The organism is Gilliamella sp. LMG 34359 (genome assembly GCF_984569085.1).
Genome location: NZ_OZ474906.1, coordinates 1377946 through 1396312, shown reverse-complemented (window position 1 = coordinate 1396312; position 18367 = coordinate 1377946). Strand labels below are relative to the sequence as shown.

At 36.7% G+C, this 18367-nt stretch carries 18 protein-coding genes and 1 other RNA gene; 12 read left to right on the top strand and 7 right to left on the bottom strand.

Going from position 1 to position 18367, the window contains the following annotated elements:
* Window positions 1-122: 122 nt before the first annotated feature.
* The 12 genes from AC5LXV_RS06540 (at window position 123) to AC5LXV_RS06485 (ending at window position 11797) form a co-directional block, all read left to right on the top strand.
* Complete coding sequence (locus AC5LXV_RS06540; protein WP_493467729.1) at window positions 123-362, top strand: YecH family metal-binding protein; 240 nt, start codon at window positions 123-125, stop codon at window positions 360-362.
* 170 nt (window positions 363-532) lie between these two features.
* The gene (locus tag AC5LXV_RS06535) at window positions 533-1189 is read left to right on the top strand and encodes a hypothetical protein (RefSeq protein WP_493467728.1); all 657 of its coding nucleotides are present in this window, start codon (window positions 533-535) and stop codon (window positions 1187-1189) included.
* Window positions 1190-1212: 23 nt separating this feature from the next.
* Entirely contained in the window at window positions 1213-2769 is a 1557-nt protein-coding gene (locus AC5LXV_RS06530) for a glucan biosynthesis protein G (RefSeq protein WP_110434221.1), read from the top strand.
* Window positions 2770-2789: 20 nt separating this feature from the next.
* A complete protein-coding gene (gene mdoH / locus AC5LXV_RS06525; protein WP_493467727.1) occupies window positions 2790-5147 on the top strand; it encodes a glucans biosynthesis glucosyltransferase MdoH in 2358 nt (785 codons plus the stop codon).
* A 53-nt stretch (window positions 5148-5200) separates the two neighbouring features.
* Window positions 5201-6187 carry an elongation factor P--(R)-beta-lysine ligase gene (epmA, locus tag AC5LXV_RS06520; protein WP_493467726.1) on the top strand — a complete coding sequence of 329 codons (987 nt, stop codon included), beginning with the start codon at window positions 5201-5203 and terminating at the stop codon, window positions 6185-6187.
* A 2-nt stretch (window positions 6188-6189) separates the two neighbouring features.
* Complete coding sequence (gene rmuC / locus AC5LXV_RS06515; protein ID WP_493467725.1) at window positions 6190-7563, top strand: DNA recombination protein RmuC; 1374 nt, start codon at window positions 6190-6192, stop codon at window positions 7561-7563.
* Window positions 7564-7703: 140 nt separating this feature from the next.
* A complete protein-coding gene (xseB, locus tag AC5LXV_RS06510) occupies window positions 7704-7949 on the top strand; it encodes an exodeoxyribonuclease VII small subunit (protein WP_034882697.1) in 246 nt (81 codons plus the stop codon).
* On the top strand, window positions 7942-8811 hold the full coding sequence (gene ispA, locus AC5LXV_RS06505; protein WP_493467724.1) for a (2E,6E)-farnesyl diphosphate synthase: 870 nt from the start codon (window positions 7942-7944) through the stop codon (window positions 8809-8811). Before xseB ends, ispA begins: the two co-directional genes overlap by 8 nt.
* Window positions 8812-8823: 12 nt before the next feature.
* Complete coding sequence (dxs, locus tag AC5LXV_RS06500; RefSeq protein WP_493467723.1) at window positions 8824-10689, top strand: 1-deoxy-D-xylulose-5-phosphate synthase; 1866 nt, start codon at window positions 8824-8826, stop codon at window positions 10687-10689.
* Between the two features lie 7 nt (window positions 10690-10696).
* A complete protein-coding gene (gene zapA, locus AC5LXV_RS06495; RefSeq protein ID WP_110434227.1) occupies window positions 10697-10996 on the top strand; it encodes a cell division protein ZapA in 300 nt (99 codons plus the stop codon).
* 50 nt (window positions 10997-11046) lie between these two features.
* Window positions 11047-11229, top strand: a non-coding RNA gene (gene ssrS, locus AC5LXV_RS06490) — 6S RNA.
* Window positions 11230-11257: 28 nt separating this feature from the next.
* Entirely contained in the window at window positions 11258-11797 is a 540-nt protein-coding gene (locus AC5LXV_RS06485) for a 5-formyltetrahydrofolate cyclo-ligase (protein WP_493467722.1), read from the top strand.
* Window positions 11798-11828: 31 nt separating this feature from the next.
* Here AC5LXV_RS06485 and AC5LXV_RS06480 read toward each other — a convergent pair whose 3' ends face one another.
* From AC5LXV_RS06480 to AC5LXV_RS06450, 7 genes are all read right to left on the bottom strand, one after another.
* Complete coding sequence (locus AC5LXV_RS06480) at window positions 11829-12437, bottom strand: zeta toxin family protein (protein WP_493467721.1); 609 nt, start codon at window positions 12435-12437, stop codon at window positions 11829-11831.
* Between the two features lie 11 nt (window positions 12438-12448).
* A complete protein-coding gene (locus AC5LXV_RS06475) occupies window positions 12449-13306 on the bottom strand; it encodes a class II fructose-bisphosphate aldolase (protein WP_065578474.1) in 858 nt (285 codons plus the stop codon).
* Window positions 13307-13317: 11 nt separating this feature from the next.
* Window positions 13318-13719 carry a tetratricopeptide repeat protein gene (locus AC5LXV_RS06470; RefSeq protein ID WP_493467720.1) on the bottom strand — a complete coding sequence of 134 codons (402 nt, stop codon included), beginning with the start codon at window positions 13717-13719 and terminating at the stop codon, window positions 13318-13320.
* Between the two features lie 13 nt (window positions 13720-13732).
* Complete coding sequence (locus AC5LXV_RS06465) at window positions 13733-15022, bottom strand: PTS sugar transporter subunit IIC (protein WP_110434231.1); 1290 nt, start codon at window positions 15020-15022, stop codon at window positions 13733-13735.
* Window positions 15023-15042: 20 nt separating this feature from the next.
* Window positions 15043-15345 carry a PTS sugar transporter subunit IIB gene (locus tag AC5LXV_RS06460; RefSeq protein WP_034882681.1) on the bottom strand — a complete coding sequence of 101 codons (303 nt, stop codon included), beginning with the start codon at window positions 15343-15345 and terminating at the stop codon, window positions 15043-15045.
* 21 nt (window positions 15346-15366) lie between these two features.
* Window positions 15367-17463 (bottom strand): BglG family transcription antiterminator, encoded by a 2097-nt coding sequence (locus AC5LXV_RS06455; RefSeq protein ID WP_493467719.1) that lies wholly within the window; start codon window positions 17461-17463, stop codon window positions 15367-15369.
* Between the two features lie 279 nt (window positions 17464-17742).
* Window positions 17743-18357, bottom strand: coding sequence for a hypothetical protein (locus AC5LXV_RS06450; protein WP_493467718.1), 615 nt, complete (start codon window positions 18355-18357; stop codon window positions 17743-17745).
* Between the last annotated feature and the right edge of the window lie 10 nt (window positions 18358-18367).

The window sequence follows — 18367 nt, the reverse complement described above, 5'->3', positions numbered from 1 at the left end:
TAAAGTATCATCTCTTAATGTTTTTTTTAACATTTAACCTCTTTTTTTTATTAATGATTTCTGTTATCTTGCACCGCTAAAAATTAAAATCAGATTAACCTACTATTGGAAAAGGAAAAATGATGTCTATTCATGGTCACGAAGTGTTAGAAATGATGGATGGAAAAGATTATACCGAATCATCTTTACTCGATGCTATCCATAAAAAATTTGGTACTGATGCTCGATTTCATACCTGTTCTCAATCTGATATGAATGCCGAACAGCTTATTGCCTTTTTAAAAGCTAAAGGAAAATTTAAACCAGCTCTAACCAATGATTCACAACTTACTGTCGACACTCGCAAAATATGTCGGCATTAATGACAAAAAATAAAAGGAATCTTTAGTGCTTTTTTACAAAATGAATATAATCATCTAGTGTTTTTTAAAAGAATAAGAGTATATAATTTCACAAAGTTACGTCACTTAAAAAGTGATAAGTTGCTCATCCTGAAATTACAACTCAAGAATAAGTTCATGGAATTTGATATATGAAAATAGCTAATTTCTTTACATGTGCCATTGTTTCTATTCTTGTTGCAGGCTGTGTAAAAAACAATATGTCTTCAACTAATAGCAAAACTGATATGGATCAGTTAACAAATTTAAAACAGCAAACGGAACAAAATAATCCTTTTGTTGTAGATGCAAAAAAGCAATTACTCCAGCTAGTTGGTGACAAACACTTTGATAGCTATTTAATCAAACACGGGATTTTGGACTGTAAAGATAATAGTAACCAATCTTCCTGTGTGTTAAAATTTTATCTTAACGAATTCTATAAGTTAAAATATGACATTCAGCTCAAAAAAGTAATTGATGAGTACAAAGCCGAACATAATCAAGAGTTGGAAAAAATTACGCCAACTGATGGGAATATTAACAGTTACTGTCAGTGGTCAGCGGATTTTGTTGCCGCAACCTATACTGATGATAACGATAATATAACCAAACGTTATCAACCATTATTTAAAATGTCAGCACAAGATTTGACTGACTTAAAAACCAAAATTCTAAAAGATAATTATTCTCATTTTTTAATTGATGAAAATCCAACGATTCTTCAAGAAATGAAGGCTGATTATATCGAAAAATGCTTAAGCAACCCTAAAGACAATATTATCAATTACTTTAAAATTTTTAGATAATATCCTACTCAAGTGAGTCTTTTATGTACAATTTAACCCCTGTTAGTCGATTTAGTAAAACATTAACTTGCAAGATTATTTGCATCGCATCTCTATCTTGCTTAAGTTTTTCTTCATGGGCTTTTACTTTCAACGATGTCGTGACCAAAGCAGAAAAACTATCAAAAAAAGCTTACGTCCAACCATCTAAAAATCTGCCTAGTGAGTTATCGTCACTGCAATTTGCCGATTATCAAAAAATTTACTTCAAACATGATAAAGCGTATTGGAACGATCGTAAAAGTCGTTTCAAACTCGAATTTTATCATGAAGGCATGTATTTTGACGTGCCAGTTAAAATTAATGAGATTGTTAATAATCAAGTTAATGAAATTAAATATAATCCAGATTACTTTGATTTAAGTCAAATTCATTTAGAAAATTTAGATACTAAAAAACTTGGCTTTGCTGGATTTAAAGTACATTATCCAATTAATAACCCCATGAAAACCGATGACGAAATATTTACGGCATTAGGTGGCAGTTACTTCCGTGCAGTTGGTAAAGATCAACGCTATGGTCTTTCAGCCCGTGGACTTGCGATTGATACTGGTGAGATGTCAGGTGAAGAGTTTCCGCGTTTTAAAGAGTATTGGATTGAACGACCTGAGCCAAATCAAAAACATTTAGTGATTTATGCCTTACTTGATTCTAAGAGTGTAACTGGGGCTTATAAAATTACTTTGGTTCCGAGTATTGATACCACGGTTACTGTTGAAGGGAAAGTATTCTTTCGTGATTCAGTCAAAAAAGTCGGCGTTGCACCATTAACTAGTATGTTCTTATTTGGTCCTAATCAACCATCGCCGATTTTAAACTATCGTCCGGCAATGCATGATTCGAATGGACTCTCGATTGTAGCTAATAACGAGTGGATTTGGCGACCATTAAATAATCCTAAGCGCTTATCTTTCTCATCCTATAGCTTAGATAACCCAAAAGCTTTTGGCTTAATTCAGCGTGACAAAGGTTTTGATGATTATCAAGATCTTGATGATCACTACGAACAACGCCCTAGCGTTTGGGTGGAAATATTAAATAATTGGCACAAAGGCCGGGTTGAACTCGTTGAGATCCCAACTGCTGACGAAACCAATGACAATATTGTTGCGTTCTGGGTTCCAGAGAAACAATATAAAGCTGGTGATAAGCTTGATTTCAAATATCGATTACACTATTCATTAAACGAAAAACAACGCTATCCAAAAAATGTTGCTTTAGCAGAAAGTACTCGTTTATCGTTAGGTGACATCAAACAAGCAAACTTGATTCGCAAACTTGATGGCTCTAATGCTTATGTAATTGATTTTGTCGGCCCAAATTTATCGGATAAAAAACCGGTTAAAGTTATATCTAGTATTACCAACGGTTCAATTGTTAGTAGTGATCTACAATACAATTCTGTAACTCAAGGTTGGCGAGTGATTGTGCGCTTCAATGTTGAAGATAATAAAAAAACGACCGACATTCGTATTCAATTAGCATCATTAACCGGTGAGATCTTGTCCGAAACTTGGAGCGGGCAATTTCCTGCTCAATAATGACAATACCAACATATAATATGAAAAAAGATTATTTTGAAAATCTATCTGACGCCGAAAGTTGGCGTCAGCAATCGGGAAACAATGACTTGCCAACGGATGATATTGAATTTCTAAAATATCGACTCAATCAAGTTGGCAAAACAGAGGATTTTGACGATGAAAGACGACAACAACCAACTTATCCAAAAGTCGAACGTGTTTCTATCCAACCACAAAACTGGAATGAACGTTATAAGGCAAAATTTAAACCCGGTCTGAATATCATCGCAACTATTCGTCGTTTAATTATGTTTGTACTTATTGCCGTACAAACTTATTATGGCACAAGTTACTTAGCAACATTATTACCTTATCAAAGCTGGGAAAAAATTAATTTTATGGCAAATTGGGATATCAACCCCGAACTCGCCATTTACAGTATTATTCCTTATATTATACAAGGTTTTATTATTGCCTTATTTGCTATCCTCTTCAGTTGGATTTCTATCGGTTTCTGGACCAGTGTCATGGGTCTGATTTTAGCAGTGATTAAAAAAGATCGCTTTACAATTGCCATTCCTAACGATCCGGTTAAGCATATCGATACTAAACACCGTACCGCATTAGTCATGCCTATTTGTAATGAGGATGTCTCTCGAGTGTTTGCTGGTCTTGAAGCAACTTATGAATCACTGGTTGAAACAGGCAATGCTCAATACTGCGATTTTTTTATTCTTAGTGATACTAACGACCCCGATCTTTATGTCAATGAATTAAAAGCTTGGGCTGAATTTAACGCCAAGAAAGCTGACAACGGTTGTAATATCTTTTATCGTCATCGTAAACGCCGCGTAAAACGTAAAAGCGGTAATATCGATGACTTTTGCCGTCGTTGGGGACATCAATATGAATATATGATGATTCTTGATGCTGATAGTATTATGACTGGTGATTGTATCTTAAAAATGATTGCCATGATGGAGATGAATCCAACAGCGGGGATCTTACAGTCGCCACCGAAATCGGTCAGAATGACAACTTTATACGGCCGTATTCAACAATTTGCCAATCAAGTTTACAGTGATATTTTTTGCTCAGGCACACACTTCTGGCAATTAAGTGAAGCCCAATATTGGGGCCATAATGCTATGATTCGTTTAAAACCCTTTATCGAACACTGTATTTTATCACCATTGCAAAAGCGTAAAGGGCCTCTGCACATCTTATCGCACGATCTGGTCGAAGCAACCTTAATGCGCCGAGCTGGTTATGGGGTATGGATTGCCTACGATATGCATGGCAGTTATGAAGAGCTACCGGGTAATATGATAGAAGATCTCAAACGTGATAATCGCTGGTGTATGGGTAATTTGATTAATCTTCGATTGATTTTCAAAAGTGGTATTACTTTAACCCATAGAGTGATGTTTTTTACCAGCGGAATGGCCTATATTTCATCATTATTGTGGTTAATCTTCTTGTTTTTCTCCACACTGTTATTATTAGTGTTTAATATTTCCGAACCGCAATACTTCTTCCAACCTAATCAATTTTATCCAACCTGGCCAAGGTGGGACGAACAATTAGCTATTCAGCTGCTTTCTACCACAATGGTATTACTCTTTGCCCCCAAACTGTTTAGTTACGGTATTATAATCGCTCGAACTGGTGCTAAAGACGTCGGGGGGATATTCAAATTAACCTTATCGATTCTGATCGAAATGGTATGGTCGATGATTCTTGCCCCAATCCGCATGATCTTCCACAGTAAATTTGTGATTAAAGCTTGGCTTGGTAGCAAAATTCAATGGAAGTCCCCGGCAAGGAATGATGATGCCTTAACTTGGGGTGAATCATTTTACTTTTGTTGGCCATTATCAATATTAGGAATTATCTGGTTATGTGTGATTATTTGGTTAAATCCCCAATTTACCTATTGGTATATAGCAATATTAATCCCATTAATCATTTCGCCATTAGTGATTCGTGTCTCTGGCTTATCAAGTATTGGTATGCAAGCCAAAAAAGCGGGACTATTCTTAACACCTGAGGAAACCCATCCGTCACGAGCGGTAAAACTAACCGGTGATTATTTAGTCCGAACTGAAGCCGCTTTTGTTGAACATGGTTTTATTATGGCACTTGTCGATCCTATTTATAATGCATTAGCCTGTGCATTATCGACTTCTCGTCATCTAAGCAACTCAAAAAATCAACAGTTGCGCGAACAGCTTATTAACCATTATCAACAAGTTGATCTAGAAAAAATCAATAAAGAACAACAATTAGCGATTTTAGAAGATCCATTTATTCTTGCTGCCCTTCATCGCCATATCTGGCGTCAGCAAGAAAAATACGACAAACTGTTCACATTATGGCAAAATGAATGCCAGTAATAAGAGATAGGGCTAGATGCCCTATTTCTTCCTTTAGTAATTAATCGAATTCCATGGATATTGTTATGACTTGGCAACCTACTGCATCAATTAATAATTTACTTAAGCGCGCTAAAATTGTATCTAAAGTAAGACAGTTTTTCGCAGATCGCTGTATATTAGAAGTCGAGACGCCAACTTTAAGCCAATATGCAGTAACAGATGTTCATCTTAGTTCATTTCATACCTTGTTTTTAAAACCTGGTGAAACCGATGAGCAACAAGGGCAAAAAATGTCACTAATCACCAGTCCGGAATATCATATGAAGCGTTTATTAGCAGCTGGTAGTGGTCCTATTTACCAGATCTGTAAATGTTTTCGTAATCATGAAGAAGTAAGCCGATATCATAATCCTGAATTTACTATGCTTGAATGGTATCGTATTCAATTTGATATGATGCAAATGATCAACGAAGTCGATGATTTATTGCAAACTGTTCTTGATTGTGAACCGGCGGAACGCATCTCTTACCAAAAAGCATTTCAACGTCATCTTAATATCGATCCATTAGAAGCTGATCATGCCACCTTAGTTGAGGCGATAAAACAACTGAATATCGAACTCAATAGCGACGATTATGATCGCGACACCTTATTACAGTGTCTATTTAGTTTTGGTGTCGAACCACATATTGGTCAAGAGAAACCGATTGCGGTTTATAACTTCCCTGCCTCACAAGCGGCTTTAGCGGCGATCAGTCCTGAAGATCACCGTGTGGCAAGCCGTTTTGAATTTTACTATAAAGGCGTTGAACTAGCTAATGGCTTTAAAGAACTAACCAATCCACAAGAACAAAAAATGCGTTTCGAACAAAATAATATCGATCGGGCAAATCAAAATTTACCACCACAAAACATTGATATTGAATTAATCGCCGCAATGGAAGCCGGTTTACCAGATTGTGCTGGCGTTGCCGTTGGTCTTGACCGTTTAATTATGTTGGCACTTGATGCCATGAATTTAGATGATGTGATTTCATTCACTTTTGAAAGGGCTTAATAATGCTAGGAAGTTTAGGCTTAAGTGAATGGCTAGCGATAATGATTGCCATAATCGCCGGCATTTTATTAATTGCTATGCTAAAAGCGCAATTTAAAGCGAGTAATATACAGGCCTTATTTGATGTACAAATTAATCAAAAAAAGCAAGAAAATCAAAATTTATTAATCGAAATATCGCAATTAAAACAAGAGTTAAATCAATACCAACAGCAAAATGTCGCCCAAAATATCAAAATTAGTGAATTAAAAACTCGCTTAGAGGAGATCATTAATGCCGCTCACGAAAAACAGACAGTTTTAGAACAAAGTGAGCAGCGATTAACCACACAATTTGAAAATTTAGCTAATCGAATTTTTGAACACAGTGGCAAAAGAATTGAGCAACAAAATAAACAAAGTTTAGAATTTTTACTCTCGCCACTTAAACAACAATTAGAAGGTTTTAAAAAGCAAGTTCAGGACAGTTTTGGACAAGAAGCCAAAGAGCGACATACCCTAACCCATGAAATTCGAAACTTACAACAGCTCAATGAGCTAATGACAAAAGAGGCCAACAACTTAACCAATGCCTTAAAAGGTAATAACAAAACCCAAGGCAATTGGGGAGAGTTTATTCTTAGTCAAATTTTAGATAATTCCGGATTACGTCAAGGTTATGAATATCACACCCAAGTTAATCTGACTAATGAAGATAATCGCCGTTTGCAACCAGATGTAATTGTACATTTACCACAAGGTGGGGATGTGGTCATTGACTCCAAAGTTACCTTAGTGGCTTATGAACGTTATTTTAATAGTGATGATGAAGAGACCAAAAGCAGAGCCATTTCAGAGCATTTAATTGCCGTGCGTAATCACTTAAGGCAACTTAGCCAAAAAGATTACCATAAGCTAAATGGTATTCAATCATTAGATTATGTTTTAATGTTTATTCCTGTCGAACCGGCGTTTTTATCCGCCATCGATCAAGATCCATCATTGATTAATGATGCATTAAAAAACAATATAATGATTGTTAGCCCAACCACACTATTGGTTGCCTTACGAACCATTCATAATTTATGGCGTTTTGAATACCAGAATCGGAATGCAGAACTTATAGCCGATAGAGCCAGTAAATTATATGATAAAGTTCGCGGTTTTATCGAAGATATGGAAAATCTGGGGAACTGTTTGGATAAAGCCCAACAGACTTATCAAAACTCAATGAACAAACTCGCTAAGGGACGTGGTAACGTTATTGGTCAAATAGAACGCTTTAGAGAATTAGGAATTGAAGTAAAAAAACCGATTAATCCCGATATCGCTCAGCTATCCGTTGATGAACTTGAAAGTGAACCAGAAGAGAACCATTCTTCTACCGAAATTCAATAAATTAACCATTAATTTGCAGATAACAGGTGTTAGTTAAATTAATCATTTAGTTTAAACATAGTTCAAACATAGTTTAAATAGCTTAATTCACCAGCATAAAAAATACGTGTATACTCATTTAACACAAGAAGGAGTACGATATGACAAAAAAACAAGATAAAGAAACCAGTTTTGAAGAAACTATCAAACAACTTGAAGCGATTGTCACTCAACTTGAAAATGGCGATTTACCATTAGATGAAGCATTAAATGAGTTCGAAAAAGGCATCAAATTAGCTCGTTCTGGTCAAAAACAGCTTAATGAAGCCGAACAACGTATCCAAATTTTATTGTCTGAAAATAGTGATGCCCAATTATCTGAATTTGCCATTGATAACAATGAATAGCTTAAAACCATTACAAGAACGCATTGATAACTACTTAGCAACGTATATATCGCAGTTTTCGCCATCTAATTTGCAACAAGCAATGAGCTACAGCCTGCTTGCTGGCGGCAAACGAATACGCCCTATACTGGTCTATTTAACTGGGCAAATGTTCAATTGTCCTTTAATGAAACTTGATTCAGTAGCCGCGGCTATTGAATCAATGCATACTTATTCGTTAATTCATGATGATTTACCGGCAATGGATAATGATAATCTAAGACGAGGAAAACCAACTTGCCACATACAATTTGGCCAAGCAGAGGCTATCCTCGCCGGTGATGCCTTACAATCATTAGCGTTTAGCTTATTATCCGAAAACCAGCATATTGACAACCAAAGTAAAATTAAAATGGTTAGTGAACTGGCAAGAGCCAGTGGCATTGCCGGTATGTGTTTGGGACAATCACTTGACTTACAAGCAGAGCAGCAAAAAGTCACGTTAGAGCATTTACAAAATATCCACAACCATAAAACTGGTGCTTTAATTCAAGCGGCAGTTCGGCTCGGTGCTTATGCCTGTGGAGAGGAAGCTAAACCTTATTACCAAAACTTAGACAACTATGCCCAAGCGATTGGACTAGCATTTCAGATACAAGATGACATCTTAGATGTCATTGGTGAACAAGAATTGATGGGTAAACCGCAAGGCTCCGATATGGCGCAAGAAAAAAGTACTTATCCAGCATTGGTTGGATTACAAAACGCAATCGAAATGACCCAGAAGTTATATCAACAAGCTATCGATAGCCTAACGCAAATACCTTATAATAACCAACCATTAAAAGACCTTGCTGGTTTTATAATTAATCGGAATAGTTAACTTAATAACTAGATGGTAAAAATGAATTTAGACAAATTTCCTCTATTAAAGCAAATCAATTCACCAGCGGATCTTCGGCGCTATCCGCTGTCACAATTGTCAGCAATTAGTCAGGAATTACGACAATTTTTATTAGACAGTGTCAGTCAATCTAGCGGCCATTTAGCATCAGGTCTTGGTGTGGTTGAATTAACCGTGGCGTTACATTACGTCTATCAAACGCCATTTGACAAAATTATCTGGGACGTAGGTCACCAAGCTTACCCACATAAAATTTTAACTGGTCGACGCGATCAGATGTTAACTATTCGCCAAAAAGGGGGATTACACCCTTTTCCGCACCGCAATGAAAGCGAATATGATGTCTTAACTACTGGGCACTCCTCAACCTCAATCAGTGTCGCACTGGGTATAGCTATTGCTGAACAAAAAAAACAATCAGGCCAAAAAGTTGCCGCCATTATTGGTGATGGTGCATTAACTGCTGGCATGGCCTTTGAGGCAATGAACCATGCTGGGCACATCAAACCTGACATGCTAGTTATCGTTAATGACAACGATATGTCCATTTCGGAAAACACCGGTGCTCTTAATCAACATTTAGCACAAATATTATCAAGTAAGGCCTACACCTCACTTCGAGAAAGCGGTAAAAAAGTGCTTTCCAATATTCCACCGTTAAAAGAGTTATTCAAAAAAACCGAAGAGCATCTTAAAGGTCTGGTTACCCCCGCTATTTTATTTGAAGAATTAGGCTTTAACTATATTGGTCCAGTTGATGGACATGATGTTGGAACATTAGTTGCTACCCTACAAAAAGTTAGACAACTGAAGGGGCCACAATTACTACATGTTATCACCCAAAAAGGTAAAGGTTATGCGCCTGCCGAACAAAACCCTACCTTATGGCATGGTGTACCAAAATTTAATCCGAATGAAGGGGTATTACCTAAGGCCAATAAAATTGCCCCAACCTATTCCAAAATATTTGGTGATTGGCTGTGTGAGATAGCCGAACATGATAAACGTTTAATGGCAATTACTCCTGCCATGGGCGAAGGCTCTGGTATGACTGAATTTGCAAAACGCTATCCCAATCAATTTTTCGATGTGGCCATTGCCGAGCAACATGCCGTGACGTTAGCGGCTGGTTTTGCCATTAGTGGATTAAAGCCAGTAGTTGCTATCTATTCGACCTTCTTGCAACGGGCATATGATCAAGTTATCCATGATATTGCCATCCAAAACCTACCTGTTCTAATCGCTATCGATCGTGCAGGTATTGTCGGGGCAGACGGCGAAACCCACCAAGGCGCATTCGATTTAAGCTTCTTACGCTGTATCCCAAACTTGGTCATCATGACACCAAGTGACGAAAACGAATGCCGACAAATGCTCTATACCGGTTATTTGCACAATGGACCAACAGCAGTACGCTATCCACGCGGGGAAGGCATTGGTGCACACTTAGCGCCATTAACAGCCATACCGTTAGGACAAGCCAAACTTTGCCGTACCGGTGAAAGCATTGCTTTACTCAATTTTGGCACATTACTGCCAGAAGTTTTACACGCGGCCGAACAAATCAATGCTACAGTGATAGATATGCGTTTTGTTAAACCGCTTGACGAAAAAGTCCTTTTGCACATTAGCCAAAGCCATAATATACTTGTCACCATCGAAGAAAATAGTATCAAAGGTGGAGCTGGAAGCGCCGTCAATGAATTTTTGTTATCGAAAAAAATAAAATGTGATATTTTAAATATCGGATTGCCTGATGTTTTTATCCCACAAGGCTCGCAACAAGAGATGCGCGACGAACTCGGGTTAAACGCTAAACATATTATTGACAAAATTAACAAATTTAGAAAATTATAGGTTAAATATGGAAAATCAAGCTGTCACTGTTCAGATTTTTGGGCGAACGTTAAAGTTTAATTGCCCAGTCGAGGAAGTTGACGCACTTACAAATGCGGCAAAAGATTTAGATGCGCGCTTAATAAAATTACGTGAAAAATCACCTCAAATTGGTAGCGATCAACTTATCATGACTGCTGCACTAAATTTGTCTTACGAACTAACTAAAGAAAAAGAAAAGAGCGACGAATTTGCCAATCGATTAAAGATGCTACAACAGTTACTAGATTCTGCTTTAAATATCAACAGTTCGTCTGATTTAATGTAAATAATCAACAAATGCTATTGTATGATTTTTAAAATTTTGTATTATAGTAAACATCTCTGAGATGTTCGCGATATGGGTTAGTCCCCTGAGCCGATAATCTTTAATTTAGAATGGTATGCTTTTTAATTGGTGTGTATGCCTAATTGATTTAGGAAACCTAAAAATTAAAACATGCTGTTCACCTTGAACTTCGGGTTCAAGGGTTACGACCCTAACGACATCTTGGAGTCTTTCATCCCGCTTTCTTTCAAAAGAAAAACCATGAATATTCGGCAATCAATCCGTCAAAAAAGACGTGAATTATCACTAGCACAACGCAATAACGCGCAAACCATTATCTATCAAAAAATCAAAAACCATCCAGCCGTAAACCAAGCGCAACATATTGCGATATTTTTATCATTTGATGGTGAAGTCGATACCAAACCGATTATTGAATATCTATGGCAACAAAACAAATCAGTCTATTTACCGATACCGATCGCTGAACAGCAACTACTCTTTTTAAATTACTCGCCGAAGACTCCATTGATAAAAAATAAATTCGGCATTTTACAGCCGGCAATCGATGAAACAAGTAGCATAACGATAGAGCAACTTGATATTGTCTTTACCCCACTGGTGGCATTTGACGAACGCGGTTATCGCATGGGGATGGGTGGCGGCTATTATGACCGAGCATTAGCCAATTACCAAAAGCAGCAAATCTTACCAATTGGATTGGCTTTTGCCTGCCAAAAAGTGGCAAAACTCGATAATCAACCTTGGGACATTAAGCTACCTGAAATTATTTATGCTTAAAGGCTAAAGGTAATTCGTCCTCTATATTTCATTAGGTGATAATCTTTTTCAATTTATTCAATAAGTCAGCATAATTTACTTTGCTAAAATCATCTACATTCACTTCAAACAATATCCCTAATACAAATTTACTATATTGTCTATCATGGCAAATTTGATAAAACTTTTCTTTGGTTATCAAATCATCGGCAAGATTACGATCAGCTAATTCGTCACCATAATGATAGTGGGTCATAATATGCGATAAATGACGTTCTAAAGAGCGATCACGCTTATATCGGCGTTGCCAAAGAATATCAAAATTAGCCACCAAGCGAATGGTTATTACCTGATAATGGTAGCGATTAGCAAAATCGTTTAACTGATTTTTTTGCTTATCGCTAAATGGATATTCCGAAATAATGATCTTCTTGCCAGCGTCCATATACCACTGCAACACCCCGTAATAAAAATGCCAAACTTTTTGTTCTAAGGCATTTTTCTCAGCAAGCGAATTAAACCCCACCGAGTCGGCATACAACTCCTTTGCTTCATCGGGCGTCAACAGCAAACTGTTGGTGAATTGTCGCTGCAATAGATGGATCAAATATGTTTTTCCGGTACAAGGACAACCAGCAAGTAAGATCAGATATTTTGGCATGTAAGATTACCTTAGTTAATACGTTGGTTAACATTGAGAAACAAACTCATTTTATGTTTGACAATATCTTTAACTGCTTGATTAGCAGGAATCACATTATGCCTTAGCGACTTATTAACTTCAGTTTGAGCAAACTGATCTTTAGCTACTTGTGTCCAATTAACTAATAACTCTGTACCAACATTGAATTTACGAATGCCGTTGTTAATCAGCTCAGGGTAATCTTCCTCCTTTACACCGGTACCACCGTGAATAACCAATGGAATATCAACCATTGCATGAATCTCTTTAAGTAACGGGATGTTGACTTCAGTTTTCGATTTAAACTGACCATGATTAGTCCCGATTGCTACCGCTAAAGCATCAATCCCCGTGGCCTGTACAAAGGCCAAAGCATCACTAGGCCGAGTGTAAACTTTATCGTTAACTTCAACGTGAATGCCCTCCTCGGTGCCACCAATAGTACCAAGCTCGCCTTCTACCGACACACCTCGAGCATGGGCATATTCAACCACAGCTCGAGTTTTTAGTATATTCTCTTTAAACGGTAAGGATGAGCCGTCAAACATAACCGAGGTAAATCCACTATCAATCGCCTGTTTGATATCATCAAAATTTTTAGCATGATCAAGGTGCAAAACCGCATCGACAATTTCTTCATCAGCGATGGCTTTTATGGTATTGACCAAGACTTTAAAACCAATATAACGAGCGGTATCAACACTTGTCTGGATAATAATCGGTGCGCCAACCTCTTTCGCTGCTCGAAGCATGTCGGGTAGCATTTCTAAATTATGTGTGTTAAATGCGCCAACAGTAAAATTCAGTTTTGTCGCTAATTCGGTTACTGCCTTAAGTGTAGTGTACATAACTTTTTCCTTTAATTTCGTTGAATTGTAGCTAGTTTGGCAATATTGCGCATTTCATCCATTTTATTCATCCAAAAATCGATGTCGGCAATAGATCCTGATTTTGCTGCCTCTGCACGTTTATGGTTATACAAACTCATTAGGATTTTATATCCTTCACCAATTGATCTCTTTTGTTGCATGCTGGTTTCTAAATACTCTATAGCCAAATCAGCGCGCCCTAACTGGTTATACAGTATTCCTATCTGTTCATTACAACTGGCCAACAATTGAACATCATCGGTATGAGTAAGTTGTTGTTTGCGCTCATTAATCTGATATTCAATTTGCGCAATCTCATCAGCTGCAAGCTCTCTTGGAGCTGATGGTTCTACTTGAACAGGTGGTTTATTCTTTTTAAAAAAGCTAAACATGGTCACCTCTTAATTAAAAATTCTTCAATAATGGGCTCAAAATCCAAGCATAAAGCAAGGCCACCGTAACGGTATCCACATCAGTCGCCGTGGCATTAACAAATCCCATTTGATTAAAAATAGTGACTAACAGCGCGGGTAATAAAGTGATAAATATCCCATGGGCTATTCCACCAATTAAAGCACCACGACGTCCACCTACGGCATTACCAAAGATCCCCGCGGTACCACCAGCAAAAAAGTTAGTTAGCATGCCAGGAAGAATCATCGCTAGGCCAAAGAAAGGTAAAGTTAACATCGCGATTACCGTACCAATGGTGGTCGTAATAAAACCAAGAATAACGGCATTAGGGCTATAGGGAAAAAACACTGGACAATCAAGCGCAGGTATTGCATTAGGAACAATCTTCATGGCGATCCCTCTAAAAGCTGGCACGATTTCACCCAGTAATAACCTAACCCCAGCTAATAACACATAAATACCAACCACGAATATGATTGCTTGAGTAAATGCATAAATGATATAGTTTTGACCGCCAGATAGTGTCGAAGCATATTCTTCGCCCGCAAAAAGCACGGTGATAATATATAAAGGCAGCATCACCACCATAACTGATAAATAGGTATCTTGTAAAAACTCAAACGATTTTGGTAATTTCATATCTTCGATTGAGCGTTTATTTTCTCCTTTTTCACCAACAACATAAGCAACACCCGCCTCGAACAGATAACCAATAGTACAAAAATGTCCAAGTGCGATATCATTCGAACCGGTAACTTTACGAATAATAGGTTGGGCAATCGCTGGCATAAAGACGGCAAAAAGTGCACCAATAACACCACCGACTAAAATCAAGCTCACACCTGAAAGACCTGCGAAACTACCGAATACGGTTGTCATGGTTGCCATCCAAAGGATAGCCTGACCAGTTAAAAAGATATATTTAAAACGGGTAAAACGGGCAATTAAAATATTAAAAATAAATATCATTAAAAAGGTTAAGGCAATATCTCTACCCAAACCTAATTGATTCATGGCTTGACCATTGATTGCCTCAATGGAAGGAATAATGCCTTGCATCTCAAAGCCAGCTGTAAAAATTTGACCAAAATAACTCAAACTACCAACAATAATACTTGAACCAGCATTGAGCACCTGAAAACCAAGTAGGGTTTTTAGCGTTCCTGATATGGTTTGCCCTACCGATTTTTTTTGCAGAATAAGACCAAGCATAGCAATTAAACTAATTGTGATAGATGCTTGAGTTAGAATATTATCAATAATGAAGTTAATTACGTTCATAATGCTCTCCTTTTTGCTAATTAAAGCAATCCTTTCTCTTGCAAGACCGGACTTAATTTTTCATCAATTTCTGACTTCGAAACGATATTTTTTAGGTACACAATCGAGGTGTGGTCACTGATATTAAATTTGGCAAATTGCGAACGGAAATTTTCTGCGGTAATAATAATGTCGACATTCATCGACGCGGCAGAAGAAATATCCGTATGATCTAATTTGGCATCAATACCTTTAGCTTTTAGTACATCTTCAGTTGCCATTTGGGCAGCAAAACTACTACCAAGACCGGCACCACAAACAAATAAAATAGATAACTGACTCATCGGGGATCCTCCTATAGCTTATTAAGTTAAAGCTGGGGTTGGTTCATTAAATAAAATCGCTTTAAATTGCGAGACACAATCACACATTAATAAGCGATCAAGCTTACTTTCATCATTAATCAGTTCGATCAAACTGCGCATAATATTGAGGTGAGAAAAAGAATCGATAGCCGCCAGACAAAATATAATCTTAACTGGCCCCATATCCTGATTACCAAAATCGACAGGATCACGCATGGTCATCACACTAAGTCCTAATTGATTAACACCATCTTCAGGCCTAGCATGCGCTAAAGCCAAATTTTTGCCGATAACGATATACGGACCATATTGTTCAAGCGAGCTAATCATGGCATCGACATAATTTTTTGAAATATAGTTTTTCTGCAAAAGCGGTTGAGCAACAAAAGTGATAGCTTGCTGCCAATTAGAGCAAGTTTGTTGCAATATAATGTCATCATCGGTAAGAATATCTTTCAACATAGGTTGGATTTTCCTTTTATTGATTTTAAGATTATTAATAGCTAAACACTTCTCCAATTGGTTATAAATCGGTGCAGACACCACTCCGCCACTCTCTTCAATTAAATTCACTAAAGCATAAAAAAGATCAGTGGCATCAGTGCAGTGATTAACCATACGTTGGTGATCACGGTTTTTAGCTAAAAAATCTGTAATGATAGAGTGATTTTTTTCTTTTAATATGGGTTCTAACACCAAAACAGGATGTTCATAATGTGATAATGGAAAAGTCGAAAAAATCAAATCGAAATCAAGTTGCTGCAATAAATGCTGATCATTACGAGCCAAAATAGCCAAAATCTCGATATTGAAAAATTCTTTGAGCGATTGAGCTAAAAGATTAGAGGTCGCAATACCGTGATCACAAATGACCACCGCTTTAAAATAGTAACTTCGTTCTTGGTTGATCTCACTGGCGAAAGCAGAAAAATGAATGGTTAAAAAAGCAACTTCGTCTTCAGATACTTTATTGCTTAAAGTGGTCTCAAGATTTAGGATAAATTGTGCAATAGCCGAATAGATAACACCATAGTTCTGTTTAATATTATCTAATAACGGATTAATAATATGGATATTATTGCTCACCCGTGCGATTAACCCGGCTAAATGCTTACATAAATTTTCATATAACTGTTCTTGTTTAATAGAAAACGGAATTTGTGTCTTTTCCTCAACATAATTGACCAATTTAATCGCCAATAATTGTGCATTTAACCAATCGATAGAATTATTGATATCCTTAGTATTAAAGGTCTCTAACATATAAATGATATATTGCTGTTCTTGACGACTAACTTGTAAAGCTGCGTGCTGACAAACCAACCGAATAAATTGATTAATACTGCCGGAATCATTATGAATAAAATCAGATCGAATCTTAGTGAGATGGTGATGTTGTTGATTACGAATAACCCAAATTGCAGTAAAAATAACAATTTGCTGTTTATAAATTTCATCATGGACTTGGCTCATTGTTTGTTCAGCAAGCTCAAATAATTTATTAATCAACATTTGCGGAATGTAACTAAATAACAACTGTTGAATTAAATTTAACTCTTTTAATGGCTGCTCATAATTGAGATTACTGGCATATTGATTTATCACCTCATACATCATCAAACGAATTGAACGTTCTAATCCAACTAATTGCATTCCTAATTTAGGTTGACTCACCAACTCAATATCATATTTTTTTAAACGCAATTTAAGTTTACGAATATCTTCGTCTAACACACTTTTAGAAACATAATAACTACTCTCTTTTTGGCTTAAAATGGTTGGTGTAACTGAAAAAGCAATAGCTAACAATAGATCAAATTGACGTTCTTCTTTGCTTAAAATGGGGGAAACGGGTAATTGTTGTAAGGCAATCTTAACTAATTGCTTTTGTTCATTAGTACCCTTGATAATAAAACCTTTATTACGGATCGAGGAGATAAGCGGCAACGCTCTTTTATGTAAAAAATCATTTATTTCTCGTATCTCATTTCGCATTGTGCGAGTACTTATCTGAAACTCTTCCGACAATGTATCAATAGTTAATGGATAATCAATAGATATGAATTTTCTAAATACTGCAATTGTTCTTGTTCGCATAAAACCATTCACCTATTTACTTCATAAATTTAGTATAAGTGAGTGATAGTGACATACCTAGTTGGTATTTTTGCAAATAATCATTGCAAAAATTAATTATGGATTAGGTAGTTAAAGTTGAGATGGCGGTGTTTTTTTAAACAATAAGGTGATTTAAAGGCAGGAGAATATATCAATAACGGCATACTAACTATGCCATACGGAAGGCAAATCTATGGCAAAAGAATCAAAAAATTATGCATTTGCCACTAAATAAAATTGAATAAATGATAGGCTAAATCATTTTTTCTTTTTCAAAATCACCGCCATCAAAGGACGGTGACAATGATAGATTGTCGCCGGCTTTAACATAATCAACTCTGCCAAAGGTATCGTCCAATCAGGAATGACGGTATTTTCTAAGTGATCAGGATCGATCGTATTATCAATATCAAATAGCTGGGTATTAGCGAATAACGCCTCTTTTTTGGCAATATCGACATCATCACTGTCGCTAAGCATGTTGCAGTTATCTAATATCTCTTGAGCAAATTGTTCTGGCCAATCTTCGGCAAAATGCTTTAATTTAGCTAAGCTTGAAATATGTCTTAACATGTCTCGGAACAACAATAAATAGACCATTTGAACGTTGCGACCTGACAAGTTAGCCAACTGTTCATCGGATAACGTAGTATTGATAACACTTGGACCCCATTTAAAAAATAGCGTAGCTATGTAGAATTTAACGATCCGTTTAATTGGCGCGTATTTTGCTTTAACTAACTTATCAATTTCACGAGATAATTGCATAGTCGGATAACCGACATGATTACGTCCATTCAAATCTCGCTCTGAAAGCGTTGGCTCACTCTGTTTTTTCTTGCCTGATGAAAGTTTTTTCAATAATCCTAACATGTTATAACTC

Bases quoted from the DNA above. Each gene is read 5' to 3' on its own strand.
- AC5LXV_RS06540 (WP_493467729.1), top strand. From the start codon at position 123: ATGTCTATTCATGGTCACGAAGTGTTAGAAATGATGGATGGAAAAGAT.
- AC5LXV_RS06535 (WP_493467728.1), top strand. From the start codon at position 533: ATGAAAATAGCTAATTTCTTTACATGTGCCATTGTTTCTATTCTTGTT.
- AC5LXV_RS06530 (WP_110434221.1), top strand. From the start codon at position 1,213: ATGTACAATTTAACCCCTGTTAGTCGATTTAGTAAAACATTAACTTGC.
- mdoH (WP_493467727.1), top strand. From the start codon at position 2,790: ATGAAAAAAGATTATTTTGAAAATCTATCTGACGCCGAAAGTTGGCGT.
- epmA (WP_493467726.1), top strand. From the start codon at position 5,201: ATGGATATTGTTATGACTTGGCAACCTACTGCATCAATTAATAATTTA.
- rmuC (WP_493467725.1), top strand. From the start codon at position 6,190: ATGCTAGGAAGTTTAGGCTTAAGTGAATGGCTAGCGATAATGATTGCC.
- xseB (WP_034882697.1), top strand. From the start codon at position 7,704: ATGACAAAAAAACAAGATAAAGAAACCAGTTTTGAAGAAACTATCAAA.
- ispA (WP_493467724.1), top strand. From the start codon at position 7,942: ATGAATAGCTTAAAACCATTACAAGAACGCATTGATAACTACTTAGCA.
- dxs (WP_493467723.1), top strand. From the start codon at position 8,824: ATGGTAAAAATGAATTTAGACAAATTTCCTCTATTAAAGCAAATCAAT.
- zapA (WP_110434227.1), top strand. From the start codon at position 10,697: ATGGAAAATCAAGCTGTCACTGTTCAGATTTTTGGGCGAACGTTAAAG.
- AC5LXV_RS06485 (WP_493467722.1), top strand. From the start codon at position 11,258: ATGAATATTCGGCAATCAATCCGTCAAAAAAGACGTGAATTATCACTA.
- AC5LXV_RS06480 (WP_493467721.1), bottom strand. From the start codon at position 12,437: ATGCCAAAATATCTGATCTTACTTGCTGGTTGTCCTTGTACCGGAAAA.
- AC5LXV_RS06475 (WP_065578474.1), bottom strand. From the start codon at position 13,306: ATGTACACTACACTTAAGGCAGTAACCGAATTAGCGACAAAACTGAAT.
- AC5LXV_RS06470 (WP_493467720.1), bottom strand. From the start codon at position 13,719: ATGTTTAGCTTTTTTAAAAAGAATAAACCACCTGTTCAAGTAGAACCA.
- AC5LXV_RS06465 (WP_110434231.1), bottom strand. From the start codon at position 15,022: ATGAACGTAATTAACTTCATTATTGATAATATTCTAACTCAAGCATCT.
- AC5LXV_RS06460 (WP_034882681.1), bottom strand. From the start codon at position 15,345: ATGAGTCAGTTATCTATTTTATTTGTTTGTGGTGCCGGTCTTGGTAGT.
- AC5LXV_RS06455 (WP_493467719.1), bottom strand. From the start codon at position 17,463: ATGCGAACAAGAACAATTGCAGTATTTAGAAAATTCATATCTATTGAT.
- AC5LXV_RS06450 (WP_493467718.1), bottom strand. From the start codon at position 18,357: ATGTTAGGATTATTGAAAAAACTTTCATCAGGCAAGAAAAAACAGAGT.